The 24,473-nt window shown below is 62.7% G+C and carries 18 protein-coding genes and 2 tRNA genes; 11 read left to right on the top strand and 9 right to left on the bottom strand.

Annotated features, from left to right (window positions below):
- Nucleotides 1-236 precede the first annotated feature (236 nt).
- Both J8C05_RS01615 and J8C05_RS01610 read left to right on the top strand, forming a co-directional pair.
- Nucleotides 237-313, top strand: a tRNA-Met gene (locus J8C05_RS01615).
- 207 nt (nucleotides 314-520) lie between these two features.
- On the top strand, nucleotides 521-1,912 hold the full coding sequence (locus J8C05_RS01610) for a class II fumarate hydratase (protein ID WP_211422491.1): 1,392 nt from the start codon (nucleotides 521-523) through the stop codon (nucleotides 1,910-1,912).
- 74 nt (nucleotides 1,913-1,986) lie between these two features.
- Here the strand turns inward: J8C05_RS01610 and ileS are convergent, their stop codons facing one another.
- Nucleotides 1,987-4,809 carry an isoleucine--tRNA ligase gene (ileS, locus tag J8C05_RS01605; protein ID WP_211422490.1) on the bottom strand — a complete coding sequence of 941 codons (2,823 nt, stop codon included), beginning with the start codon at nucleotides 4,807-4,809 and terminating at the stop codon, nucleotides 1,987-1,989.
- Between the two features lie 173 nt (nucleotides 4,810-4,982).
- On the opposite strand from ileS, the gene J8C05_RS01600 reads away from it, so the two are divergent.
- Nucleotides 4,983-5,055, top strand: a tRNA-Lys gene (locus tag J8C05_RS01600).
- Nucleotides 5,056-5,120: 65 nt separating this feature from the next.
- On the opposite strand, the gene J8C05_RS01595 is transcribed toward J8C05_RS01600, so the two are convergent.
- Complete coding sequence (locus tag J8C05_RS01595) at nucleotides 5,121-5,756, bottom strand: hypothetical protein (protein ID WP_211422489.1); 636 nt, start codon at nucleotides 5,754-5,756, stop codon at nucleotides 5,121-5,123.
- A 191-nt stretch (nucleotides 5,757-5,947) separates the two neighbouring features.
- Between J8C05_RS01595 and J8C05_RS01590 the strand changes: the two genes are divergently transcribed.
- The gene (locus J8C05_RS01590; RefSeq protein WP_211422488.1) at nucleotides 5,948-7,189 is read left to right on the top strand and encodes an ABC transporter permease; all 1,242 of its coding nucleotides are present in this window, start codon (nucleotides 5,948-5,950) and stop codon (nucleotides 7,187-7,189) included.
- Between the two features lie 28 nt (nucleotides 7,190-7,217).
- Complete coding sequence (locus J8C05_RS01585) at nucleotides 7,218-8,471, top strand: ABC transporter permease (protein WP_211422487.1); 1,254 nt, start codon at nucleotides 7,218-7,220, stop codon at nucleotides 8,469-8,471.
- Here J8C05_RS01585 and bioF read toward each other — a convergent pair.
- On the bottom strand, nucleotides 8,462-9,694 hold the full coding sequence (gene bioF, locus J8C05_RS01580) for an 8-amino-7-oxononanoate synthase (protein ID WP_211422486.1): 1,233 nt from the start codon (nucleotides 9,692-9,694) through the stop codon (nucleotides 8,462-8,464). The genes J8C05_RS01585 and bioF overlap by 10 nt on opposite strands.
- 93 nt (nucleotides 9,695-9,787) lie before the next feature.
- Here bioF and J8C05_RS01575 point away from each other — a divergent pair, with 93 nt between their 5' ends.
- The 3 genes from J8C05_RS01575 to rsfS are packed head-to-tail and all read left to right on the top strand — an operon-like array spanning nucleotide 9,788 to nucleotide 11,923.
- The gene (locus J8C05_RS01575; protein ID WP_211422485.1) at nucleotides 9,788-10,723 is read left to right on the top strand and encodes a tyrosine recombinase XerC; all 936 of its coding nucleotides are present in this window, start codon (nucleotides 9,788-9,790) and stop codon (nucleotides 10,721-10,723) included.
- Complete coding sequence (gene nadD, locus J8C05_RS01570; protein WP_211422484.1) at nucleotides 10,698-11,489, top strand: nicotinate-nucleotide adenylyltransferase; 792 nt, start codon at nucleotides 10,698-10,700, stop codon at nucleotides 11,487-11,489. Before J8C05_RS01575 ends, nadD begins: the two co-directional genes overlap by 26 nt.
- A complete protein-coding gene (gene rsfS / locus J8C05_RS01565; RefSeq protein ID WP_082671221.1) occupies nucleotides 11,489-11,923 on the top strand; it encodes a ribosome silencing factor in 435 nt (144 codons plus the stop codon). The genes nadD and rsfS overlap by 1 nt, the downstream gene beginning before the upstream one ends.
- Nucleotides 11,924-11,944: 21 nt before the next feature.
- On the opposite strand, the gene folP is transcribed toward rsfS, so the two are convergent.
- Entirely contained in the window at nucleotides 11,945-12,856 is a 912-nt protein-coding gene (gene folP, locus J8C05_RS01560) for a dihydropteroate synthase (protein ID WP_211422483.1), read from the bottom strand.
- Nucleotides 12,857-12,949: 93 nt separating this feature from the next.
- Here folP and J8C05_RS01555 point away from each other — a divergent pair, with 93 nt between their 5' ends.
- Together J8C05_RS01555 and J8C05_RS01550 are read left to right on the top strand one after the other, a co-directional pair.
- Nucleotides 12,950-13,744 carry an ABC transporter permease gene (locus tag J8C05_RS01555; RefSeq protein ID WP_211422482.1) on the top strand — a complete coding sequence of 265 codons (795 nt, stop codon included), beginning with the start codon at nucleotides 12,950-12,952 and terminating at the stop codon, nucleotides 13,742-13,744.
- Nucleotides 13,745-13,779: 35 nt separating this feature from the next.
- Entirely contained in the window at nucleotides 13,780-14,826 is a 1,047-nt protein-coding gene (locus J8C05_RS01550; protein ID WP_211422481.1) for a tetratricopeptide repeat protein, read from the top strand.
- Between the two features lie 22 nt (nucleotides 14,827-14,848).
- On the opposite strand, the gene J8C05_RS01545 is transcribed toward J8C05_RS01550, so the two are convergent.
- The 4 genes from J8C05_RS01545 to J8C05_RS01530 all read right to left on the bottom strand — a co-directional run bounded on the left by J8C05_RS01545 (nucleotide 14,849) and on the right by J8C05_RS01530 (nucleotide 20,487).
- Nucleotides 14,849-16,513, bottom strand: coding sequence for an HD domain-containing phosphohydrolase (locus J8C05_RS01545; RefSeq protein ID WP_211422480.1), 1,665 nt, complete (start codon nucleotides 16,511-16,513; stop codon nucleotides 14,849-14,851).
- Between the two features lie 146 nt (nucleotides 16,514-16,659).
- Nucleotides 16,660-17,523, bottom strand: coding sequence for a bifunctional DNA-formamidopyrimidine glycosylase/DNA-(apurinic or apyrimidinic site) lyase (mutM, locus tag J8C05_RS01540; protein WP_211422479.1), 864 nt, complete (start codon nucleotides 17,521-17,523; stop codon nucleotides 16,660-16,662).
- 15 nt (nucleotides 17,524-17,538) lie between these two features.
- Nucleotides 17,539-19,692, bottom strand: a complete 2,154-nt coding sequence (locus J8C05_RS01535; protein WP_211422478.1) for a WD40/YVTN/BNR-like repeat-containing protein — start codon at nucleotides 19,690-19,692, stop codon at nucleotides 17,539-17,541.
- Between the two features lie 78 nt (nucleotides 19,693-19,770).
- Nucleotides 19,771-20,487 carry an SDR family NAD(P)-dependent oxidoreductase gene (locus tag J8C05_RS01530; RefSeq protein WP_211422477.1) on the bottom strand — a complete coding sequence of 239 codons (717 nt, stop codon included), beginning with the start codon at nucleotides 20,485-20,487 and terminating at the stop codon, nucleotides 19,771-19,773.
- A 110-nt stretch (nucleotides 20,488-20,597) separates the two neighbouring features.
- Here J8C05_RS01530 and J8C05_RS01525 point away from each other — a divergent pair, with 110 nt between their 5' ends.
- Complete coding sequence (locus tag J8C05_RS01525) at nucleotides 20,598-20,807, top strand: hypothetical protein (protein WP_014098825.1); 210 nt, start codon at nucleotides 20,598-20,600, stop codon at nucleotides 20,805-20,807.
- A gap of 100 nt (nucleotides 20,808-20,907) precedes the next feature.
- On the opposite strand, the gene J8C05_RS01520 is transcribed toward J8C05_RS01525, so the two are convergent.
- Entirely contained in the window at nucleotides 20,908-24,291 is a 3,384-nt protein-coding gene (locus J8C05_RS01520) for a S41 family peptidase (protein WP_211422476.1), read from the bottom strand.
- Between the last annotated feature and the right edge of the window lie 182 nt (nucleotides 24,292-24,473).

The following is a 24,473-nucleotide window of genomic DNA, read 5'->3' as shown; positions in this document are numbered from 1 at the left end:
AGGGTTGCGAGTGTCATCCCTGAATGATCCACGCTGGCGGGCGTCAATAATGATGACTGCTTTTGACCTGTGCCATTTGAAACAGGCTAGGAACCGACTGCACCCGCTGTCAAGTCACCTCACGGCAGCTTTGGCTGGCCCGCCCGGACTTGCAATTCATCGCGGCTTCGGCCAATTTACCCCGCGCTCACCTTGCGCCTGGTTATCGTCAACCAGCCAGGTTATGAAAGTCTTGCGGCGGCGTAGCTCAGATGGTTAGAGCGACGGATTCATAACCCGTAGGTCTCCGGTTCGATCCCGGACGCCGCTACCACTTCACCAGCCCTGCCGACCCGCCAGCCTACCGTCACGGTAGGCTTTCTCATTTCCCAGCCAAATTGTTCCCGTTCAACGGCGTTGCAGGTTGCGCCACACGCCCGTCAGACACCGTTCGGCGCACGGTGTGCATTGAAAGCGACGACGGCCAACGCGCATACTCCATCCTGTGCGTCAGCTAACCTTCATGGCAAGGAGTCTTTCTGTGACCGACGAGCAGTTTCGTATCGAACACGACAGTATGGGGGAGGTGCGCGTCCCGGCCACGGCCCGGTATGGGGCCCAAACCCAGCGCGCCGTGGAAAACTTTCCCATCAGCGGCCTGCGTTTCCCACGGCGTTTCATTGAAGCCCTCGCCCTTGTGAAATGGGCGGCCGCCACAGTCAATCAGGAACTGGGGTTGCTCGCACCCGACCTGGCGGAAGCCATTGCCCAGTCCGCCCTGGAAGTCGCCGCCGGACAACACGACGCGCACTTTCCACTCGACATCTTCCAGACCGGTTCGGGAACGAGTACGAACATGAACGCCAATGAGGTCATTGCCTCGCTGGCCAGCGAACGTCTCGGCATGCGCGTCCACCCCAACGACCACGTCAACATGGGGCAAAGCAGCAACGACGCCATCCCAACGGCCATCCACGTCAGCGCCTGTCTGTCCACGACGCACGACCTGCTGCCCGCCCTGCGCCATCTGCACAGCACCATCCAGACCAAGGCCGCCAGTGTTGCCCATGTGGTCAAAACCGGGCGTACCCACCTGATGGATGCCATGCCGATCACCCTCGCCCAGGAACTCACCGGCTGGGCCTGGCAAATCGCCCACGGCATCGAGCGGATTGAAAGCGCCCTGCCACGCCTCGCCAAACTCGCCCAGGGCGGCACGGCCGTCGGCACCGGCATCAATGCCCATCCCGAATTTGCTGGCCGCTTTGCGGCCCGGCTGGCCGCGCAGACCGGACTGCCCTTCCGGCCCAACGACAGCTTCTTTGAATCACTCAGCGCCCAGGATGCCATCGTCGAACTCAGCGGGCAGATCAAAACCGTGGCTGTGAGCCTGATGAAAATCGCCAACGATCTGCGCTGGATGAACAGCGGCCCGCAGGCCGGACTGGCCGAAATCCGGCTTCAGGACCTTCAACCCGGCTCCAGCATCATGCCCGGCAAGGTCAACCCGGTCATCCCGGAAGCCATGGCTATGGTCTGCGCCCAGGTCATCGGTAACGACACGACCATCACCATTGCCGGGCAATCCGGCAACTTCCAGCTCAACGTCATGCTGCCGGTCATTGCCTACAACATGCTGCAAAGCCTGACCACGATGGCCAATGCGGTGCGGCTGCTGGCGGACAGGGCCATTGCCAACTTCACCGTCAACGAAGAGCGCCTCAGCGCCCAAGTCGGCCGCAACCCGATTCTGGTCACAGCCCTCAACCCGGTGATTGGCTACGAACTCGGTGCCAAGATTGCCAAACGCGCCTACGCCGAAGACCGTACGGTCAAGGAAGTCGCTCTGGAGATGACCAGTCTTTCGGCCGAAGAACTCGACCGCCTGCTTGATCCCCGCGCCCTGACCGAAGGCGGGATCCGGCAATCGTGACCACTTTTTCGGGAATACCCGTTCGGGAATACCCGGCCGGCCCGGCTGCCGGGCCGGCCAAAAACATCCGGCGTTTATGCCGCCGGATACCAGCCGGCCCGCACGTTGCGGACGCACCGGTGACAAATGGTGGGAAAGGTTGGGTCCTCGCCGACGGTCGTTTCGTAGTGCCAGCACCGTTCGCATTTGCGGCCCCGCGCCCGCTCCACCTGTACCACCAGGTCCTCATTTCCGGCGGTTTCGAGCGTCACCTGCGAAACGATGAACAGAAAGGACAGCGCCTCCGCGCCGTAGTCGGCCAGCGTTGCCGCAAGCGGCCCTCCGGCCCTGAGCGACACCTGGGCTTCGAGCGACGAGCCGATGTGCCCGGCCACCCGCTGCTTTTCGAGTTCCTTGAGCACGGCCGAACGCACCTCCAGCAACGTCTCCCAGCGCGCCTGTAACGCCGCATCAGCCCGCGCCGGCTCGTAGGCCGGAAACTCGGCCAGATGCACCGAACCGGACGGCTGGCGCGTCAGCTTTTCCCAGGCTTCGTCGGCCGTAAATGCCAGAATGGGCGCCAGCAGGCGAATCAGGGCGCTGGCGATGTCGTACAGCGCCGTCTGGGCGGCCCGCCGTTCGTACGACTTTGGCGCATAGGTGTAGAGCCGGTCCTTGAGGACATCGAAATAGATGCTCGAAAGCTGCGTCGTACTGAAGTTGAGCAACGCCGTGTAGGCCGCCTGAAAGGCATACTGCTCGTAGGCCGTCCGTACGCGGCGGACGAGTTCATTGGTTTCCACCAGCGCCCACCGGTCAATCTCGAACAGCTCGTCGAACGGCACGGCATCCTGCGCCGGGTCAAAGTCCGGGAGGTTGTTGACGAGATAGCACAGCGTATTGCGCAGCTTGCGGTAGGCATCCCCGATGCGCGCCAGGATTTCTTCGGAAATTGGCACGTCGTCGGTGTAGTCCACGCTCGCCGTCCAGAGGCGCAGCAGGTCAGCCCCGCCGGTTTCAATCAACGCCTGGGGCTCGATGACATTCCCCAGGCTTTTCGACATTTTCTCGCGGTCTTTGTCGAGGACATAGCCGTGGGTGATGACCGTCCGGTAGGGCGCATGGCCGCGCATTCCCAGGCTGACGACGAGGGACGAGTTGAACCACCCGCGATACTGGTCGGAGCCTTCGATATAGACATCCGAGGCCGGTTCATCCGGCGTTGCCAGTCCGGCGCGCTCCATCGTCTGCCAGCTCACGCCCGAATCGAGCCACACATCCAGAATGTCCATTTCCTTCTCGAAATCCTTTGCACCACAGCTTTCACAGGCAAAGTCAGGCGGGAGGAAATCGCTCACCGGACGGACGTACCAGGCATCTGCCCCTTCGCGGTCAAAGACTTCTGCGACCTGTTCCATGAAGTCGGCGCTGGCGTGAACCGTTCCACAGGCCGTACAGCGCAGGGCCGCAATGGGCACGCCCCAGGCGCGTTGGCGGGAAATGCACCAGTCGCCCCGGTTGATGAACATATTGCGCATGCGCTCTTCGCCCCAGGCCGGCAGCCACCCGACGCGCCCGATTTCGGCAATGGCGCGTTGGCGCAGGTCGGCGGCGTCCATGGAGATGAACCACTGCGGCGTGGCGCGAAAAATGGTCGGAGTCTTCGTGCGCCAGCAGTGCGGATAGCTGTGGGGATAATCCTCGGCAAAGACGAGCATGCCGCGTGCCCGCAGCAGCTCGATGATAGACGGATTGGCGGCAAAGACCTGCTGGCCGGCAAAGTAGGCCACGTCGTCGGTGTACACCCCACGCTGGTCCACCGGACAGTACGGCTCCAGTCCATACCGCTTGCCAATGAGAAAATCTTCCATCCCGTGTCCGGGCGCAGTGTGAACAGCACCCGTGCCGGCATCGAGCGTGACGTGTTCGCCAACCATGAGCCTGGATTCACGGTCGAGCCACGGATGCCGGGCCACTTTGCCATCCAGCGCCGTTCCCTTGAAGGTGGCCAGCGTCTGCCACGTTGCCCATCCGAACTTCTGCGCCAGTTCAGGCAGGAGCTTTTCTGCGACGATGTACACCGGGCCGACTGCCCCCTGTCCATTGACCGGCGAAGCCGCGACGGCAACGTAGTCGAAGTCGGGCCCGAAGCTGATGCCCAGATTGGCCGGCAGTGTCCAGGGCGTGGTCGTCCAGATGATGATGGCCACCTGCCGGCCGGCCAGCGCCGGCGACAGGGTCGCCGGGTCCGTCACCAGCGGAAACGCAACATACACCGAGGGATCAATCACTTCCCGGTATTCCAGCTCGGCTTCGGCCAGCGCCGACTGTGCGCCGATAGACCAGTGCACCGGGCGCAACCCACGATAGACACTGCCCTGCCGCACAAAGGCCGCCAGCGTCCGCAAAATGTCCGCTTCGTAGTCGTAGCTCATCGTGCGGTAGGCGTGTTCCCAGTCGCCAAGCACGCCCAGGCGTTGAAAGTCGCGGTTCATCTGCACGATGTGGCGTTCGGCAAAGGCCCGCGCCTCCCGACGGATGATGAGGGGCGTCATGGGCACCTGCCTGGCAGCCAGCTTGCTTTCGAGGTCCTTGACGACCTTGGTTTCAATCGGCAGCCCGTGGCAGTCGTAGCCGGGAATGTACGCCACATCGAAGCCCAGCATGCTGCGCGACTTCACGATGAAGTCCTTGAGAATCTTGTTGAAGGCCGTTCCCATGTGAATCCGTCCGTTGGCATAGGGCGGGCCGTCGTGCAGGCGAAACTTCGGACGGCAGGCACGCGCTTTGCGCAGCGCGCCATAGACATCGGCGGACAGCCAGCGTTGGAGGCGCTGCGGCTCGGCTTGCGCCAGGTTGCCCTTCATGGGCAGGTCTTTGGAAGGCAGGTTGACAGTTTTCTTGAGGTCAAAATTCATCGGTGTGGGTTTGGGACAGCCATTTTGGGCCAGCCATGTCGTCGGTTGGCAGTAGCGTTTGCGTGTTGCCCATTATGCGGAACGGCTCTGTCAGGGGCAATCCGGGCAGGCAAACACACGTTGACAGCCCGGCGGGGATTCCCCTACTTTTGCAGTCTTGTGCTTTGACACACGGGCCGTTAGCTCAGTCGGTAGAGCAACTGGCTTTTAACCAGTGGGTCGCAGGTTCGAGTCCTGCACGGCTCATCTCCCAAGCAGGCGGGTGGTTTCCAGCCCACCCGCTTTGCGCTTTAACCAGTCGTGGCAACGCTTCAATCGTGGTCGCGGAGTTCACCGCCGTGACCCAGCGCCTCGTCGGCGGGAACTTCGGAGAGCGGACGCAGGGCAAAGGTGGTTGTCGGATCATCCGCCTCGGCGGCCAGCAGCACCAGCCCGCCCTGGGGCAGGGGCCAGACGAGATCAATGTCCGGGGCATCCACATCCGCCGGATCGCCATACCGCTGCACGAAGGCGTCAATGATACGGTTTTCATCATCGGCCAGCGCCGGATCGGTCAGCCCGGACAACTGAAACAGGACGCCGTGAATGGTCGCCTGCCCCGGCAGTGCCATGATCGTCACCCGGCACTGGGCGATGCCCTTGCCCAGGCGTACCGGCTGGACGACCGTGAAGACTTCCTGCCCACCCTGTCCCTGCCAGCGTCGCTCGGTGTGCGCTCCGGCCAGCAGCCGTTCGGCATCCTGCCGGGTCAGGGGGGGCTGGCCGGCCCGCTCCCGCGAGCCGTCAAACTGCGGCAGGAAACGCTCGATGAGGTCAAAAAACTCCGGTGTCGGTGGGGATTGAAGCGTACGGCAGCCGGCGGGAAGCCCGGCCAGGATGCCGGTCAGCCCCACCGCCAACAACCACCATGCCAGCCGCCGACCGGCCAGAGTCACCCGTTTGATCATAGGCAGGGAAACAGCAATGTTGGGTTCACAGGCAAATGGTTGTACGCCGAATTGTGCCGCGGCGCAATGTGTACCGCGGCGGAGTCACTGCCGGCGTTGGGGACGGCCAGGTATTCTTGAAACCCGTGGGTGGTTCCTGACGTTTCGCATGGACGATTCCACCGGACGGCAACTTTCGGCTGAGGTTTTCCATGTCCACTGGCGCTATGCCCTTTCGTGAGGCCATTCGGCTGGCCATTGACGCCCTGCGCGCCCACAAACTGCGCAGCTTTCTGACCCTGCTGGGGGTCATCTTCGGCGTGATGACCGTGGTTGCCGTGGCGGCGGTCATCGAGGGACTGAATGTCTATGTCGGAAAGACGATGGAGGAGGAATTCGGGGCGAACACGATCATTCTCGACCGCTATGGCATCGTGATGAGTCTCGACGAGTGGCTGCGGGTTCAGAAAAACAAAATCATCACCATGGAGGATTACCGTGACCTGCGCGCCCGCGCCAGTCTGGCGCGGGAAATGGGCATCCGGCTGGACACCTCCATTCCCTACCTGCGGCAGGGCGGCAACGAACTGACGAATGTTTCGGTCATTGGTTATTCACCCAGCATTCCGGCGATGGGTGCCGGGAACATCAACGTCGAGGAAGGGCGGTTCATCATCGAAAGCGACGACGAAAACCGCGCCAACGTGGTGTTCGTGGGCTACAAGGTGCGCGAGAAGCTCTTTGGCGGAGCCAACCCCGTGGGACGCGAACTGCGCATCCAGGGCGAGCCTTTCCGCATCATCGGCGTTTCCAAAGAGCTTGGCTCGTTTCTCGGCAATGAACGCGACAACTTTGTGGTCATTCCGCCTTCCGTGCACCTGCGGATGTTCGGGCCGCGGCAATCCCTGGCGATTGTGCTCCAGCCCCAGCCCGGCGTTACCCTCGAAGCCATGGAAGACCAGGTTCGCGGTATCATGCGGGCGCGTCACCACCTGCGCCCCGACCAGAAAGACGACTTTGCCTTCCTCGGCGCCGACGCGGTCAAAGACCTGTGGCGCAATCTGACCGGTCTCATTGCCGCCGTGGCACTGGGTGTGGTCTCCATTTCGCTGGTCGTGGGCGGTATCGTCATCATGAACATCATGATGGTTGCCGTCACCGAGCGTACCCGTGAAATCGGCATCCGCAAAAGCCTGGGCGCACGGCGGCGCGACATCCTGTGGCAGTTTCTGGTGGAGTCTTCCCTGCTCTCCAGCATCGGCGGTGTCTTGGGACTGGCAGCCGCATGGTTTGGTCTCCTGATCGCGGCGCAGTTCGGATTGCCATTTTCAATGCCAGTCTGGGCGGTCGTCCTCGCCCTGCTGGTTTCGACAAGCGTCGGGCTGATTTTCGGCATTTACCCGGCCTACCGCGCCGCCAACCTCGACCCCATCGTGGCCCTCCGCGCCGAGTAATCCATCCAGAAAGGGCAGGTCAACGTTCTTGCTGCTGTACAGTGTTCGGGAAAGCTTCGGGCAGGCCATCGCCACCATTGGCGCGCACAAGTTCCGGTCATTGCTGACGGTTCTGGGGGTCATCATCGGAACGACCTCCGTCATCCTCGTGTCTTCGGTCATTACGGGCCTGGAAAAAAGCTTTGCCGCCATGGTCGAACGCTTCGGCACGAACACCATCTTCATCTCCAAGCTGGACTTCGGCGGCCCACGCGAACCGACGTTTGAAGAGCGGCAACGCAAGGACCTGACCTACGAAGACGGGCTGGCCGTCGCCGAGCTGCCGAGCGTGGCGGCCGCCACGGCCTGTCTGGGCCGCTGGCCGGGTAGTCGCGATGCGCCCATCCTGAAATACCGTGACCGTCAGGCCAACAATCCGGTCTTGCGCGGCGGCGATCCGGCCTTTCTCGAAGCGCGCAACATGCAGATGTTGACCGGGCGTTACTATACCGAAGTCGAAAGCCGGCATGGGGTGTCGGTGGCCGTCATCGGCTATGACACGGCCGAAACGCTTTTCGGCACGACGGAAGCCGTCGGCAACGAATTCACCATCAACGGGCAAATCTTCCGGGTTGTCGGCGTGCTGGAAAAGAGCGCGGCGCGCGGCATGTTTCCCGGCGCCAACTGGGAGGACAACTGCGCCATCATTCCCCACGCCACGTACCGCCGGCTCTACCCACGGGACAAAAACTACATGATTGTGGCCAAGGCCAAGGACGGGCAGCTCGACCGCATGGTGGACGACGTGACGCGGCTGCTGCGCAAGCGGCGCAACGTACCGTTTTACAAACCGGACGACTTTCATCTTTCGACCCCGACGGCCGAGAAAGAAGGCTTTGGGAAAATCACCCTGGTTTTGGCGGCGATTGTCGTCCCGATTTCCGGCATGGCGCTGCTCATCGGCGGGATTGGCGTTTTGAACATCATGCTGGTGTCCGTCACCGAGCGCACCAAGGAAATCGGCACCCGGCGCGCGCTTGGGGCGCGGCGGCGGGACATCATCATGCAGTTCCTGATTGAAGCCATGTCGCTGACCGGCCTAGGCGGGTGCATCGGGATTCTCGCCGGGCTGGGGCTCAGTCAAATCATCAACCTGACCATCCCGGATTTGCCCTCCAGCGTCTCCATGCTGTGGGTCAGCATCGGATTCGGGATTTCGGTCGGCATTGGCCTCATTGCCGGCCTCATTCCAGCCATCAAGGCAGCCTATCTCGACCCGGCCGAAGCCCTGCGCTACGAATGAGTCGCCCGAACGAGACTGGAAGCCGGCATCACTGACCGGACAGCAGCCGCCACGTCTGCGATCTGCGCCGGCGTGTGGGCCGCCGTCACCGTCAGGCGCAGACGGCACGCGCCAGGCGGGACGGTGGGCGGGCGAATCCCCACCACATGGAACCCGGCCGCCTGCAAGTCCTGCATGGCACGCATGGTCGCCGCTTCCGCGCCCAGCACCACCGGAAAAACCGGTGTAGTCCAGTCCGGTGAAAACCCCAGCGCCGTTGCCATGTGCTTGATGTTGCAATGCAGCCCTTCCACCAGGGCATCGCTTTCCATAAGCAGGCGCACGGCTTCCAGCGCCGCCGCAACGGGCGCTGGCGGCAGGGCCGTGGTGAAGATGAACGGCCGCGCCCGGTTGATGAGCAGTTCGATGACCACGGCCGGCGCGACGACAAACGCCCCGAAGCTGCCCAGAGCTTTGCCAAGCGTGCCCATCACGATGATCGGGCGGCCGGTGTGGTCAAGCTGCGCCGCCAGACCTCTTCCCTGTGGACCCAACACGCCCGTGGCATGGGCTTCATCGAGTACGACCCACGCCCCAAAGGTTTCCGCCAAGGTCAGTATGTCAGCCAGTGGTGCGACATCCCCATCCATTGAAAACACCGCTTCCGTGACGATGAGCCTGCGCCGCGCCTGCCCGTACCGGGTGAGTTTGGCGCGCAGGTCGTCCAGGTCGTTGTGCCGATACACGACGGTCGTCGCCCGGCTCAGACGGCAGCCGTCAATCAGGCTGGCATGGTTGAGGGCATCGGAAAAGATCACGTCCTGCGCGTCGGTCAGCGCCGTCAGCAGGGACAGGTTGGCGTGGTAGCCGCTGTTGAACAGCAGGGCGCGGTAGCCGGGATGTCCGCCAACCTTGAAGGCGACAAGGGCTTCTTCCAGGGAGCGGTGCAGGTCGAGCGTGCCGCAAATCAGGCGGCTTGCTGTCGCCCCGGTGCCCCACTCGGCCGTGGCCGCCTGGGCGGCCGCGATCAGGCGCGGATGCGTGGACAACCCCAGATAATCGTTGCTGGAAAAGTTGATCCACCGTTGCCCTTCGCAGACGAAGGTCACGGCTGGCGGAGCCTGCGCCGGGCGCAGTTCACGCCACCGGCCGGCGGCCCGGATGGCATCCAGCTCGGCGGTGAGTTCGGTCTGAAGCTGGCTCAGGGTCATCGTGGTTGTGCCCAAAACCGTTGTGCTGTTCATCGTGGCAGGGCAGCGCCCGTTGCGAGGGGATCGCGCGTGACGCACAATAGCAGAGCTATCTTGCAAACCGGATGGGGAGGCGTTGCAACGGGCATGACGGAAGCGCCGACGCTGGCCGATTACATCGAGGATTTCAAAAAGTTTCTGATGTATGAACGCAATGCTTCTGCGCACACCCTGCGGTGCTACATGGGGGATTTGGAGCAGTTTTACGACTTTCTCTGTCCGCCAAATGCCCAGGGCGTCCGGCGTCAGGTCAGCATCCACGACATTGACAACATCACCATCCGGGAATACCTCGCCACGCTGTACGAAAAGAAGAAGAAAAAAACCTCCATTGCCCGCAAACTGGCCACGCTGCGCGCCTTTTTCCGCCATCTCTGCCGGGAGGGCGTTCTGGAACTCAACCCGGCGCAACTCGTGGCCTCGCCGCGTCTGGAGCGCAAGCTGCCCAACCACCTGACCGTCGAAGAAGCCATGCGGTTCGTGGAAATGCCTGACCTCGAAACCGTACTGGGCAAACGCGACCGGGCCATTCTGGAAATGCTCTATGCCACCGGCGTGCGCGTGTCGGAGCTGGTCGGCATGAATCTCGAAGACATTGACTTCAGAAACCAGTGCGTCCGGGTGCGCGGCAAGGGACGCAAGGAACGCATCGTCCCGTTTGGCGAGCATGCCCGCAAGGCACTGGAGCTGTACCTGGGCGTACGGGGACAACTGCTTGCCCATGCCCCGGAGGACAAGCGCGAACCCAACGGCGTGTTTTTCAACTACCAGGGCACGCGGCTGACAACCCGTTCCGTCGGGCGTCTGATTGACAAATACATCCGGCAGTGCAGTGATCTGCACCACATCAGCCCCCACAGCCTGCGGCATTCGTTTGCCACGCATCTGCTCGATGCCGGGGCCGACCTGCGCGCCATTCAGGAACTGCTGGGGCACGCGCGGCTGACGACCACGCAACAGTACCTGCACGTTTCGACCGACCGCCTGATGGAGGTCTATGACCGGACGCACCCGAAAGCCTAGTCGTCCCAGCACATCACCGGCCGGCGCTGCACCGGAAAGCACCGTACCGGCGGCTCAGCCGCAACCTCCCACGGCCACCCGCCGGCGGCGGGTGGGGCTGCTGGGCGGCACGTTTGACCCCATCCACTACGGCCACCTGCGGCTGGCAGAAAGTCTGGCGGCCATCTTCAACTTCGACGAACTGCTGTTCATCCCGACCTACAGCCCACCTCACAAGGACTTCGACCGTGTAACCTCGGCCTACCACCGCTATGCGATGACCGTGCTGGCCACGCTCCAGATGGACATTGCCCGCGTCTCCATGGTGGAAATCTTTGCGCCGGAGCGCCCCTACACCGCTGACACGGTTGCGACCCTGCGCCGGACCTATGGCGACGAGACGCACCTGTTCTTTATGATGGGCGCGGATTCCTTTGCCAGCCTGCCCAAGTGGGAGCGTTACCAAACCCTGCTCGACAGTTGCCACCTCATCGTCATGACGCGCCCGAAGTATGAAGTCGGCGACCTCGCCACGCTGGCCGGGCAGTACGGCGCAGGACGGGTCATTGACCTGCGGGGCGGACGGGCCAGCCAGCGGGCCGTCACGAGCAACCTGGGCGAAACCGGCATGCACGTTTTCCTGACCGATTTGTTTGCCCTTGATGTCTCAGCGACGGACATCCGGCAGGCCGTCAGCGAAGGTCGTTCCATTGCCCGCTTCGTACCGCCGCTCGTGGAGCGGTATATTCATGTCTATGGACTTTACTCGAACGGATACCACGCTTGATGACGAACGACATTGCTCCACGTCTCCCCGTACGTAAACCGGCCGTCCCCGCCGAAACCACGCCGCCCAAGGTCGAAGACCGGCGGGTGTGGCAGGCGATTCATGCCCTGCAGGAAAAGAAGGCCGTCGCGCCGGTGGTTCTGGACATCGGTCGGCTGACCTCGATTGCCGATTACTTCATCATTGCCACGGGCACGTCTTCGCGCCACGCGCAGGCGCTGGCCGATGAGGTGGAACGCCAACTGGGGCTGCTCAAAACCTATCCCCGCCACATCGAAGGCTATGCCGACGGGCAGTGGGTGCTGATGGACTACGGCGATTTCATCGTCCACGTCTTCACGCCGGAGCAGCGCGACTTTTACGGCCTTGAACGCCTGTGGAGCGACGCCGGAAAACTGGCCATTTCAGAAGGTGAATCCCTGCCGGTGATGTGACGCCGGCCGGTTGTGGTGTCGTTACCCCGGCTCGCCGGTTGGAAAAACAGTGGTGCGGACGGCATCCACCAGCGCCGCACATTCGCGCATGGCGGCCACGTCGTGGACACGGACGATATGCGCGCCGCCGGCAATCGCCAAAGCCACACTGGCGGCGGTTCCCAGAAGCCGGTCGGAGGGGTCGGCTTTCCCTGTCACCTTGCCGATGAAGGACTTGCGCGACGGACCGACGAGCAGCGGCCGCCCCAGCGTGGCAAGGCGCGGTAAGCTGGCCAGCAGCCACAGGTTGTCTTCCAGAGTCTTGCCGAAACCCAGTCCGGGATCGAACACGATGCTGTCCAGGCCGATACCGGCCGTGCGGGCGACCTCCAGGCTGCGCTCAAAGCTGGCCGTGACATCCGCCAGAATGTCCAGCACCGGAGACAAGCCGTGCAGGGCGCCGGGCGTGCCGCGACTGTGCATCACCACAACGCCGGCGCCATGCCGCGCGATGACCTCCGGCATGCGGGCATCAAAACGAAAACCCGAAATGTCATTAACCACTACCGCCCCGGCCGCTAGTGCGGCTTCGGCGACGGAAGCCTTGTAGGTGTCTATCGAAAGCGGCACGTCCACAGCCTGGGCTACGGCTTCGATCACAGGAATGACCCGCGCCATTTCCTCGGACTCATCCACCGTTTGCGCGCCGGGGCGGGTGGATTCCCCGCCAATGTCCAGAATGTCAGCCCCCTCGGTGACAAGCCGTTGCGCCTCAGCCACGGCGGCTTCGACGGTGGTGTAGCGTCCGCCGTCGGAAAACGAATCCGGTGTGACGTTGATGATGCCCATCAGGCGGGTTTTGTCACCCAGCGTCAGGACGCCCCGGCGAAGCCGCCAGGCGTAAGGGCGGCGGGCCACGACCGCCAGACCATTGGCCATATCAGGGGATGTCATCCGCTTGCCTTGCTCCCGCCGGTAGGGGGATAATTGCCGGCATCCACAACGTTTGGGGAGAACGGCCCGTTTCTGTCATACGGGTTTGAAGCAATGAAGCAGATTTCCACGGTGGCGCTCAACACCTTTCGGGAGTCCGTGCGCGACAAGGTGCTCTACAACCTGGTTGTGGCCGTCCTGATTCTCATCGCGGCGTCGTTGCTCATTGGGGAGTTGTCCATCAATCAGGAACGCAAGGCCATGGTGGACCTCGGACTGAGCACGTTGCTGCTGTTTGGATACCTGATTGCCGTCTTTATTGGCACCGGGCTGGTGTACAAGGAAATCGAGCGGCGTACGATTTACACGGTGCTTTCCAAGCCACTGCACCGGTATGAGTTCATTCTGGGCAAGTTTTTCGGCCTGTCGCTGACGCTGCTGGTCAACTGCACCGTCATGCTCATCGCCCTGCTCGTGGCGTTGTTCTACGTCCGCCGACCGACCGATCCCTCTCCATTCGGCATCATTCCGGCGGCTTTTCTGCTTTACATCGAACTCCTGCTGGCAACGGCCCTGGCGCTGCTCTTTTCGTCGTTCACAACACCGGCGCTGGCCACCCTGTTCAGCATCGTCAGTTACCTGATTTGCAACTTCACCCCGGACATCAAGCTCTTTGCCGATGTGCTGAACGTCGAGACCTACCCCTCACTGCGCATTACGCAGATTGTGCTCTGGGGGCTGTACTACCTGCTGCCCAACCTGCACAACTTCAACTTCATCACGCGCACGGCCCACGGCATTCCCATTACGGGCACCCAGATGGCCCTCAGTTGCCTGTATGGCGTCGTGTACCTGAGTATTCTGCTGTCCCTGACGCTCTACATTTTTGAGCGCCGCAACTTCAAGTGATCCCTTCGGGGCAAAAGCCCTTCGGCAAGGACGCCATGGCAACGACAGCCGCATCGGCAGCCGCATCCACGACCTCCCCCGGGCAGTGGCGGGCCTATCTGTACTGGGGCGTTGTGTTCATTGGTCTCGCCAGCCTCTATCCCCTGCAGGTGCGGCTCGACGCCACCTTCAGCCGGAACCGCGCCATCGAGGAAACGCTCTATGTGCAGTCGGGCGAGACCGTACGCCGTCTGTCGTTTGGCTTCGACGGCGTCGTTTCTGACCTCTACTGGATTCGTACCGTTCAGTATTTCGGACGCAAGCTCGGCGGGGGCTTGACCGGCGAAGGGGCGGTGGATTTTTCAAAGCTTTCCCGGGACGACATGCCCCTGCTGGAACCGCTGCTCAACATCACCACGACGGTTGACCCGAACTTCACGGCCGCCTACCGGACGGGAGCGATTTTCCTTGCCGAGTTTGACTACGATGCGGCGCTGGCGCTTCTGCGCAAGGGCATTGCCGTGCAAACCGATCAGAAAACCCTGTTCCGGCTGTGGTCGGACTATGGGGCCATCTGCTGGCGGGCCAAACGGTACGACGAATGCGCCGAAGCCTACGAGCGGGCTTCAGCCTTGGCCATCAGCCCCAACGACCGGGACTGGACAGCCGTCATGGTCGGCGCGGCCAAAACCCGTGGGGGCGATCGCCGGACCTCCTATCTGCTGTTTCAGAAGCTGCGCGACGAAGCTGAACATGAAGGCGCACGACTGAGCGCCGAATGGCGGCTGCAACAACTCACCTCACTCGATGAACGCGACTTCATGGAGCGGATGATCGGGCGTTTCCGCGAAACCTACCAGCGCAACCCGGCCAGCTTTGCCGAGCTGTATCCGCTTCTGGCCGCGCACCGGGACGAAGCCTACGACACGATGGGGCGGCCGCTGGCGCTGTTTCACCAGGATTTTGAAAGGCGCTTCGGGCGCTATGACCGGGCACCGCTTGACCCGGCCGGCATCCCCTACCGCTACGATCCGGTGCGGGGCTGCGTCGGATTGGATGCCACTTCGAGCGTCGCCCGCGACCTGGAAGAACGCTGCCCGTAGTGCGGCGGACAGAACGCCCGGCTTACAGCGGCACCGGGTCCATGGAAACCGTTTCCGGTGACATCACCGTTTCCGGTGGCATGACCGGCATCGTCGTATCGCCGTCAATGAGCGCGGCCTGCGGCACTTGGGCTTGCGCCCGGCGCGCTTCGGCTTCGGCGCGCTTGCGCTGATTGGGGATGAATTCCTGCTGGACAAACTGCTTAAGCGCCGCCACCACCTGCGGGTCAAACTTCGTGCCGGTGCTTTCGTCAATCAGCTCCAGCACTTCTTCAATCGGCATGGGTTCCCGGTAGTGACGCTTGTGGGTCAGGGCATCGAAGAAGTCCGCCACGGCAATGATACGCGCGCCCAGCGGAATCTCATCGCCTTTCAGACCGAAGGGATAACCGCTGCCGTCGAGGTTTTCGTGATGTCCGGCGGCCACCAGCGGCAGGTCCTGCATATCCCGCGTGAAGTGAATCTTCGACAGGATGTCGTACGTGTTCTTGGCGTGGTCGCGCATGTGGGCGTACTCTTCCGGCGTCAGCTTGCCCGGTTTGCAGAGGATGGCCTCGCGCGTCCCGATCTTGCCGTAGTCGTGGAGCAATCCGGCGTAGTAAATCCGGCGGCGCTCGGCTTCCGGCAGGTTCATGTACTTCGCAATCGAGCGTGAGTACCGCGCCACCCGCGCCGAGTGTCCGGCCGTCAGGTCATCGCGGGCGTCAATGGATGCCGCCAACGTCGTCACGAAGCTCTGGAAGGTGATTTTCTGTTCTTCCAGCAGGTAGATGTTTTCCAGCGCCAGCCCGGCCTGCCGGGAAACCGCCATCAGAAACTCAAGTTCCTCATCTTCAAAGGTTTTCCTGGTCGTCAGGTTGTCGAGATAGCACACGCCCCAGATACGGCTCGCCGAGCTGATCGGGGCGCACATCACCGAGCGGATGGACTGGAAAATGATGCTTTGCTGACCGGCAAAGCGGGCGTCGTTGCGGGCATCGAGGCATAGTTCCGCAACGTTGCCCTCATAGACCCGGCGCACAATCGTCTGGCTCGGCGAAACCTGGGCGGCATCCCCACTGCGCAGCCGGGCCGCCTGCTGGCGCAGGGTGTTGTCTTTCGGGTCGGCCAGCAGGATGACGCCCCGCTCGGCCGGCAACACGTCAAACAGCAGCGTCAGGAGCTTCTCGGCCAGTTCCTCGCGGTTGGTCAGCGCCAGAATCGCGCTCGTAATCTCATACAGCGCCTTCAGGCGATTGACGGTCGCGGCATTGGTCAGTTGGGTTGCCCGGATGAGAGACGTATTGAGGTAGCGCGTCTGGGAGTGGTCAATGACCGACATCACCTGGTGTGGCTCGACGGCTTCAGACGGCTTTGCCCCCTGGTTGGCATACTCGAAGACGATTTCCGTCCCGGCGAGCTTGCGCCCCAGTGCGAGCCGGTCGCCACTGCGCAGTTGCGCTTCCGAAACGCGCTGGTCGTTGACGTACGTTGCGCCGGTGCTGCTTCGGTCCACCAACGTCGCATGCACACCATCGAAGCGCAGCTCGACATGCAGGCGGGATACGTAAGGGTCATCAATCTGCAAGTCGTTGTCTGCAAGACGACCAATGCGGAAAACCGGTTTGTTCAGCATGGCCGTCGCTTCTTTTCCTGCTGCGTCCCGATACTTCAGCGTTCCCCAAGCCTTACCGACGTGCTGCTCCATAAGAAGTCATCCCTTCCCGAAAGCGGTTCAGCCTCAAGGCCACCTTGTTCCCGAAACCTTGCCTGCCGGGCAGAAGTGCCTCGGCTGACACACCAAAAAAACCATCCGAGGGGGCTGAAAAACTGTTAGGGCCGCACCCTAGCACATCACGGCGCCGGTTGTCGTCCCGTTCTGGCACGTGGGCGCTGACACCTGGGGCAGAAGTAGGTCGAGCGTTGCCCCTGGCGAATTCGGGCAATGGGGGTTTCACAGCGGAGGCATGGTTCACCTTCCCGGTCGTACACGAGCAGAGCCTCGGCAAAAGCCGCGCCAAAATACTGCCCGGTGATGTTTTCCGGGTTCACGTCAAGGGTCGTGCCGGCTTCGATGGCGGCTTCCAGCAGGATGCGGATGGTCTTCCACAGGTCTTTGACCTTGGATTTGGACACCAGGTTGGCCGGGGTGAGCGGATGGAGGCCGACGGCAAAGAGGACTTCCGCTGCGTAGATATTTCCCAACCCGGCTACGCGCGTCTGGTCGAGCAGGACTTCCTTGATGGGACGCCGCGTGCCGGCCAGCGTGCGTTGCAGGTAGTCCGGCGTGAAATCCGGCCCCAGCGGTTCGGGCGCCAGATGACGGAGTTCCTCAAGCTGGAACAACGCGGCCGTGGGCGCCAGCCGCATGATGGCGAAGTGCCGCTGGTCCTGAAACACCAGGCGACGGTCGTTGTCGAGGTCAAAGACGGCGTGGGTGAACTTTGGCAGCGGGGCGTCAGGCGCCAGATACAGAAACCGCCCGGCCATCCGCAGGTGAACGAGCAGGGTATGGGCATTGTCCAGGTGTAGCAGCAGGTGCTTGCCGCGCCGCCCGACTTCGGCAAAAACCGCCCCCTGCATCCCTGCGACAACCGTGGCGACAGACTGTGGCGCAACAAGGCGCGGACGGTGAATGCGGACGCCAATGACCCGCCGCTGTTGAAGGCGCTGCTGCAACTCACGCGCGACGCCTTCGACTTCAGGAAGCTCCGGCATACCGGTCCAGCGGGGCTAACGCACTGAGGCGGTCGGAGAGAGTCCGGGAAGGGTCACAACCATCACCCCCGAAGTGACCGAGCCGGCATAGATGCGCCCCGGCGCGAACACATCGAAAGCCGCCGCCCACATCCGATGTCCCGGCAACACGGCCCGCTGGTCGAGGCGGTGGAAAAGCTGCCCGCCATTGACCGAAAGATACAGCCCCCCGCCCTGGGCATCGCCAATCAGGACCTCATCCGCCTGGCGCGGGTTGAACCGGATCACGGCAATGTCACCAAAGCCGATGCCGCGTGCCAGCCGCTCCCAGGACTTGCCGCCATCAAAGCTGACATAGGCCGTCCGCCGCGTCCCGACGAACATGGTTTCCGGGCGGCGTGGGTGAAAGGCTATTTCCTGCACGCAGGTGGCATCCTTGAAGGCTTTCATTGGCAGGTCGGCCCGCTGCCACGTCGCGCCCCCATCCTGGCTCATGAGCATCCCATCCGAGATGCCGGCCAGAATGACCTCTGACGACTGCGGCGACACGGCCACCGAAAAGACACGTCCACGGTACGCGCCCAGGCTGACTTTTTCCCAGCCCCTGGCCGGGTTGTCCGTTCGGAACAGTCCTTCCCAGGCCGCGGCGTAGAGCCAGCCGTCAGTGGTTGACACCAGTTCGACGACGTGACCCTTCAACCGTTGCCGCAGAATGGTTCGGGACGCGGACGGGCGGGCGGCGGCGCGGCGGCCCTTGGCAGACGGCCGGGCAGTTGGCGTGTTCGCCGGTTGCCGTCCGCCCGGTGCAACCGGCGTCGGGCGCCAGGTGGCCGGCGGGTTGGCCGGCTGCCAGAGCTTTCCGCCATTTTCCGTCACAAACACCCCATCGCTCGTTGCGGCATACAGACGGCGCGAATCCCCCACCGGCGCGTGCAGGCCATAGACATCCCGCGCGCCAAGCCCCTGCGAGGAGGGATACCAGGTCTGACCGAAATCATTGGAGACATAGACGCCGCCTTCCGCGCCGTTGAACATCACGGACGCAAACAACCGTCCGCGCTGCATGCTGTCGGCCAGCAGCCCCGACACGCGGCGCGTCACAAAGCCGTGATTGTACGCCTGAAAGGTGTTCCCCCCGTCTTCACTGATGAGGACGCCCCGGTTTTCCGTGCCGACGATGACCCGCTGGGGCGCAGACGGATGAATGCGGATTTCGTTGATGGTCGTCGTCGTGGGCAGAATCTGCCGCCACGTCTCACCGCCATCCAAGGTGTGCCACAGGCCCTCGGTCGTACCGGCGAAGATTTCTTTTTCGCGGGTGGGATGCGGAAAAATGATGTGCGTCCGGCGGGCGCTGGAGGGAATGCCCTTGAACTTCGTCCAGTTGCGCCCCCCGTCAAGACTGCGGTAGATGCCGCTACAGGCGCTGCAATACACGCGGTCGGGGTCAAAGGTGTCAATGGCGATGCTGAAAATGTCAGAGTCTTCGATGAGCTTTGTGGTCTCGCCGTGGATAAAGGTCCAGTTCCGGCCGCCATCGGTCGTCTTCCACGGCAGATACCAGGTGCCGACATAAACCGTATCGGCGCTGCGCGGGTCAATGGCAACGGATTCGATGTTCCGAATGCCGGTGTGTCCGGCCGGTGACAACCGCGCCCAGGTCTCCCCACCATCCGTCGAACGAAACGCGCCATTCAGGGTCCCGGCCACCAGCACACTGGCATTGCCCGGAGCCATGGCAAAGGCGCGGACGGACTCTCCGTTCAACACCGCCCGCCAGGTCTGCCCGCCGTCCGTGGACTTGTACACCCCGCCCTCGCGGTCATTTTCAAGCACCCACACGGCCGCATACAGTGTGTCGGTTGCCGTCGGGTCAATCACGATACTTTCGATGATGTACTGCGGGCGGTTGAAGGTCGGCAGCCAGCGCCAGGTCTGCGCGCCGTCCACCGTCGTGTAGATTTGTCCATCGGCCGTTCCGATGAACATCCGTTTGGGATCAGTCGGGTCCTGCGCCAGGGCGCGCACCGTACCGCCAAAGGGGCCGGTGACTTTCCACTCGGTTTGCTCAAGCAGCGCTGGCGTCAGCACCGGCGCTGGCGTTTCCAGCGCCGCAGAAACAACCTGGCCCGTGGCAAAACAACCGGCGAAAAACACGGCGAGAAGCGCCCTCAAAGCGACTAACTTCATCGTTTTCTCTCTCTTACATGCAAATATCGAAACTTTTACGCGAAGTTGCGCAACCATAGCATGTTCACCTTCACAGGGCTATGCCGGCCGAAGGTTTGCGGGCGGTTTGAGGCCCAACCGGTAGCCGGCATCCACGAACAGGGTCTCACCGGTCACGGCATCGGCGCTGAGCAGGTACAGCAGCGCCTGTGTGATGTCCTCCGGCGTCACCCCTTCCGGCGTTCCGGTCAGGTTGACGATGCCGGGTGCAATGGCATTGACCTGCACAACCGGCGCCAGCACCTTGGCCAGCCCTTCGGTCAGCATGATGAGGCCGGCTTTGGAGACGTTGTAATGAAGATACGCCGCCCACGGGCGGACACCCCCGACACAGGCGAGGTTGATGATTTTCCCCCGTCCCTGCGCCAGCATCAGCCGCGCCGCCCGGCGCGCACACCAGAAAGGCGCTGTCAGGTTGACGGCCAGTGTCTGTTCCCAGTCAGCATCGGTGAGTTCGGGCCAGGGACGGCGCTCAAAAACCGCCGCATTGTTGACCAGAATGTGCAGCGTCCCGAAACGGCGCAGGATGCCTTCAAAGAGGGCATCCACGTCCTTCCGCTGACGCAGATCGGCAGGAAAGACTTCGACCGTGCCTCCGCCAGCGCGGAGTTCGGCCGCAAGCGTCTCCGCCGTCGGATGTGAGCTGTGGCAGTGGAGTGCCACGTGAACGCCCTGCGCCACAAGGGCGCGCACCATGGCCGCCCCCAAACGGCGCGCCCCACCTGTCACCAGGGCAATCCTTCCGGCCAGTTCCACGGCACTTCCTCAAAAAATCTGCGTCTAACGGTGCCGGCTTTTGGCCGGCTGGTCAGACCATGGCATGGTTTTAGCCCCAAACCCGTCTGTGGAAAGAGACTACGCCGTTGATGCCTGAAAAGAAACCACGTCGTTCCCCGCTGGAGTGGCTGGTGCCGGTCTTTTTCGTGCTTGTCGGAACGTGGTATCTGCTCGAATGGGGGCTGGCGTCCCCGACCGGTCTGACGTTTCGCGCTGGCGTTGGTGTCCTTCTACTCGTGTATGGCGGCTGGCGGCTCGTGCGTCTCCGGCAGCCGGGGGCCACGCCGCCGGCCAGCTAGCCGGTCTCACATCCAGCCGGAAAACACTTTGGCGGCGGAGGTGGCTTCGCCGCCAAAGGTGCTGTCCGCCTTTGCACCCGTTACCAACGGCTTGGGTGAGTTACTTTTTGCGGTGATAGTTCGGATAGTCCGGCCGCTTTGGCCTGGCTGGCGGCGGATTTTTGGTCAGCGCCTCCAGCGCGACGGCTACGGCCCGTTCGAGTTGCGTATCGCGTCCGGCACGCCACGCCTGTGGGTCAAGCTCCACTTCGATGTCAGGCGCAACCCCCCGGTTTTCGATTTCCCACTTCCCTTCCGGCGAATAAAAGGCAAAGTGCGGTGCGGTCACGGTGCCGCCGTCCATCAGCGCCGGGTAGCCGCCAATCCCGACGAGGCCGCCCCAGGTGCGCTTGCCAACCAGCGGGCCAATGCCCAGTTGCCGGAACATCCACGGCATCAGGTCGCCCCCGGAGCCGGCATACTCGTTGATGATCATGACCTTCGGGCCGGGCAGCGTTCCGAACGGCGTACGGAAGTCTTCGCCATCCCGGACGGCCCAGTAGCTCAGCAGCGGTTTGCGCAGGTAGTCAATGATGTAGTCGGCAGCCTGTCCGCCGCCGTTGAAGCGTTCGTCCACGACGGCGCCCTGTTTGTCGAGTTGCGAAAAAAAGTAGCGGTTGAAGTTCGTGTAGCCGCCAGCGGCGGTGTCTGGCAGCCAGAGGTATGCCAGCCGGCCGTTGCTCAGTTCGGCAACACGCCGCCGGTTGGCTTCAATCCAGGCGAGATTGCGCAGGCTCGCTTCGCTGGCCACCGGGACGACCGTCACCGTGCGGGACTGGCTTCCGTCCGGGTTGGGGCCGACCTTGAGCACCACCTGTTTGTCGGCGGTGCCCTCGAAGTAGCGGCAGATGTCTTCCGTGGCCACAACGTCAACGCCGTTGACCGCCAGCAGGTAGTCCCCGACGTTGACGTTGACGCCGGGTTGGGTCAACGGTGCGCGAAGCTGCGGATTCCAGTTTTCGCCTTCGTAAATCCGGGCAATGCGGTAGCGGCCGTTTTCAACCACATAGTCAGCACCCAGCAGACCGCCGGGCACGCGCCTGACTTCCGGGATGTCGCCACCCCGGACGTAGAGGTGTCCGACGCTCAGCTCGCCGAGCATTTCGTCAAACAGGTAGTTCAGATCGGCGCGGTGCATCACGCCTTTGAGATACGGCTCGTATTTCCGCGCCGTGGCCGGCAGGTTCAGTCCGTGGTGGTTTGGGTCGTAGAAGAAATCGCGTTCCAGCCGCCACACCTCGCGGTACATCTGCTCCCACTCCTGGCGCGGCTCGACCCGTACTTCCATATCGTCAGTGCGCAGCCGGCCCTCGCCGGGTTTGATGGGCGCCGTCAGCGAGGCAATGAACCAGCTTTGTGCCTGGTTTGGCGCCTGCCCCGGACCCGGCCGCTGACTCTGCCGGTACAGGCACTTCTCGCCGTTGGCCGTCGGCTGAAAACTGGTGACGCCTTCCAGCAGCTTTTCCAGCTTGCGCTTTTCGACATCGAACCTGTGGACAATGAGGCCCGTCATCTCCGGCATGCCCATGGCGGACTCATACAGGTACAGGATGTTGGGTTTGCCGGCATCAAAACCGACGAAGGCGCGGGCCGGGATGGGCAGCGCCACGATGCGCTGGCTGAGTCCCTCGAAATCAATCGTGACCCTGGGCGGCTCTTTCGCTTTTTCCCCTGGGCGTCCCGATGCCCACACGCCGGGCGGGCCACCAGCGGGTGCGGATGTGGCTTCGGACGGGTTGCCGTCACCGGGCTTGCGGTCTTCGGCGGTTTTTTCGTCGTCACTTTCCGGGGCCACGGGAGAAGGATCGGTTTTGCGCAGTACGACGGCGTGCACCGACCGCACGGTGTCGTTCCGGTGGGCGTAGCTCGACATGTCGAAACCGTTGATCGCCGGGCCGATGTTGGTGCTCGACAGCAGGTAGAGATACTTGCCGTTGCGGTCAAAGACCGCATTGGTGACATCGCTGGCGGCATCCGTGAGTTGCGTCACCTGCTTGCTTTCGAGGCTATAGACGAAAGCCGCGCTGTAGGCCGAGGGCATCGGCTTGGTGTAGGCAATCCAGCGACTGTCGGGCGACCAGGACAGACCGCCGCGCAGACGGAACCCGGCCCCGCCGGTGCGGCGCGCGGTGTCGAACTTCACCGGGACGCCGTTTTCAAGGTCCACAAGCCAGAAGTTCAGCCGCTTGTCGGTGAAGGCGATCTTCCTGCTATCCGGCGACCAGGTGGGCGCATAGTAAAACGACGGCTCCAGCTTGATGACCTTGAGTTCGCCAAGGCCGGTTTGTTCGCGCAGGTGCAGCTCATACTCACCGGAGGCGTCGGAAAAGTACGCCACCCACTTGCCATCGGGCGACCAGGCCGGGTCGCGCTCGGCCACGCCGGGCGTCGCCGTGAGGTTGCGGATCGAACCCTTTTCGGCCGGGACGGTCAGAATGTCGCCCCGGGCTTCAAAGGCCACCCGCAGGCCGTTTGGTGAGACAGCCGCGTTCGTAATCTGTGAGCCGACTTTCTCGAAGCGCGGACGTACCGTGCTGATGTCGCCTGCGAGCGTGATGTTGACCGGCGTGTGCCGGCCGCTTTTCACATCCAGGAGGTGCAGGCCGCCAAACTGTTCATAGACAATGGCTTCTTCACCGCCCACCGCCACCGAGGCGGATTTGATGTCGAGTCCGTCGTTTTTGAGCACCGGCGTCACCTTGCCGGAAGCCGGGTCATAAGCAAAGAGTGTCACCGGGCCGTTGCGGTCGGAAAGAAAGTAAATTGTCTTTCCAATCCACATCGGGTTGAAGTCATTGGTGTCGGTACGCGGGATTTTCGTAACGCTCGAATCGGCCAGATTGGCTACCCAGAGATACGACGCCCGTCCGCCGCGATAGCGTTTCCAGGCGGCAAAGGCGCGGGGTACGGGTTCATACACCAGCCGGGAACCGTCCGGTGAGAAGCTGCCGTGGGTGGCCATCGGCAGGGGGAGCGGTTCAGCCGGGCCGCCGTTTTTGTCCACGGTAAACAGGCGTTGGGTCCGCCCGGATTCACTCAGGCGCGGGCTGGCAAAGAGCACCCGCTGGCCGTCGGGCGTCCACCCCACGGCCCGGTCGGTGTCCGGGTGATAGGTCAGGCGCTGCGGAATGCCACCGGTTGCCGGCATGACATAGACATCCGTGTTGCCGTCATACTGCCCCGTGAAGGCAATGAGACTGCCATCAGGCGAAAAAATCGGGTCTGACTCGATGCCGGGGTGGTTCGTCAGGCGGACAGCCTCGCCGCCGGTGCGTGGTACGCGCCACAGATCACCGGCAAAGGAAAACACAATGTGTGTCCGGTTGGCGGTTGGCGTGCGCGCCAGCAGAGGAGGTGACATTTCCTGGGCGGCACCAAAAGTAGTCCAGGTGAAGGTCAACGCCAGGAACGAACACAGGCGAAAGCAGGAAAAGCGACGTTGCATGATTGTGTGTCGGGTGAGAACTGGCAGGGTGTTGGCGTAGCCAGCGCAAGGGGGGGCGTCTCGGGCAGGACAGCTTCAGGGTATTGGCACGCAAGCTATACTGTTTCCGGTGAAAGATGTTCCAGAAAAGTTTTGTCATTGGACGGGGATTGCCTCTGCGCTGTTCGGCGCACTATGCTCTG

It is taken from the genome of Chloracidobacterium sp. N (assembly GCF_018304765.1).
Lineage (GTDB): Bacteria > Acidobacteriota > Blastocatellia > Chloracidobacteriales > Chloracidobacteriaceae > Chloracidobacterium > Chloracidobacterium aggregatum.
This window is presented reverse-complemented; position numbering and strand designations above follow the sequence as displayed.

Bases quoted from the DNA above. Each gene is read 5' to 3' on its own strand.
- J8C05_RS01555 (WP_211422482.1), top strand. From the start codon at position 12,950: ATGAAGCAGATTTCCACGGTGGCGCTCAACACCTTTCGGGAGTCCGTG.
- J8C05_RS01575 (WP_211422485.1), top strand. From the start codon at position 9,788: ATGACGGAAGCGCCGACGCTGGCCGATTACATCGAGGATTTCAAAAAG.
- rsfS (WP_082671221.1), top strand. From the start codon at position 11,489: ATGACGAACGACATTGCTCCACGTCTCCCCGTACGTAAACCGGCCGTC.
- folP (WP_211422483.1), bottom strand. From the start codon at position 12,856: ATGACATCCCCTGATATGGCCAATGGTCTGGCGGTCGTGGCCCGCCGC.
- J8C05_RS01590 (WP_211422488.1), top strand. From the start codon at position 5,948: ATGTCCACTGGCGCTATGCCCTTTCGTGAGGCCATTCGGCTGGCCATT.
- bioF (WP_211422486.1), bottom strand. From the start codon at position 9,694: ATGAACAGCACAACGGTTTTGGGCACAACCACGATGACCCTGAGCCAG.
- J8C05_RS01545 (WP_211422480.1), bottom strand. From the start codon at position 16,513: ATGGAGCAGCACGTCGGTAAGGCTTGGGGAACGCTGAAGTATCGGGAC.
- J8C05_RS01535 (WP_211422478.1), bottom strand. From the start codon at position 19,692: ATGAAGTTAGTCGCTTTGAGGGCGCTTCTCGCCGTGTTTTTCGCCGGT.
- nadD (WP_211422484.1), top strand. From the start codon at position 10,698: ATGACCGGACGCACCCGAAAGCCTAGTCGTCCCAGCACATCACCGGCC.
- J8C05_RS01525 (WP_014098825.1), top strand. From the start codon at position 20,598: ATGCCTGAAAAGAAACCACGTCGTTCCCCGCTGGAGTGGCTGGTGCCG.
- J8C05_RS01520 (WP_211422476.1), bottom strand. From the start codon at position 24,291: ATGCAACGTCGCTTTTCCTGCTTTCGCCTGTGTTCGTTCCTGGCGTTG.
- J8C05_RS01595 (WP_211422489.1), bottom strand. From the start codon at position 5,756: ATGATCAAACGGGTGACTCTGGCCGGTCGGCGGCTGGCATGGTGGTTG.
- mutM (WP_211422479.1), bottom strand. From the start codon at position 17,523: ATGCCGGAGCTTCCTGAAGTCGAAGGCGTCGCGCGTGAGTTGCAGCAG.
- J8C05_RS01550 (WP_211422481.1), top strand. From the start codon at position 13,780: ATGGCAACGACAGCCGCATCGGCAGCCGCATCCACGACCTCCCCCGGG.
- ileS (WP_211422490.1), bottom strand. From the start codon at position 4,809: ATGAATTTTGACCTCAAGAAAACTGTCAACCTGCCTTCCAAAGACCTG.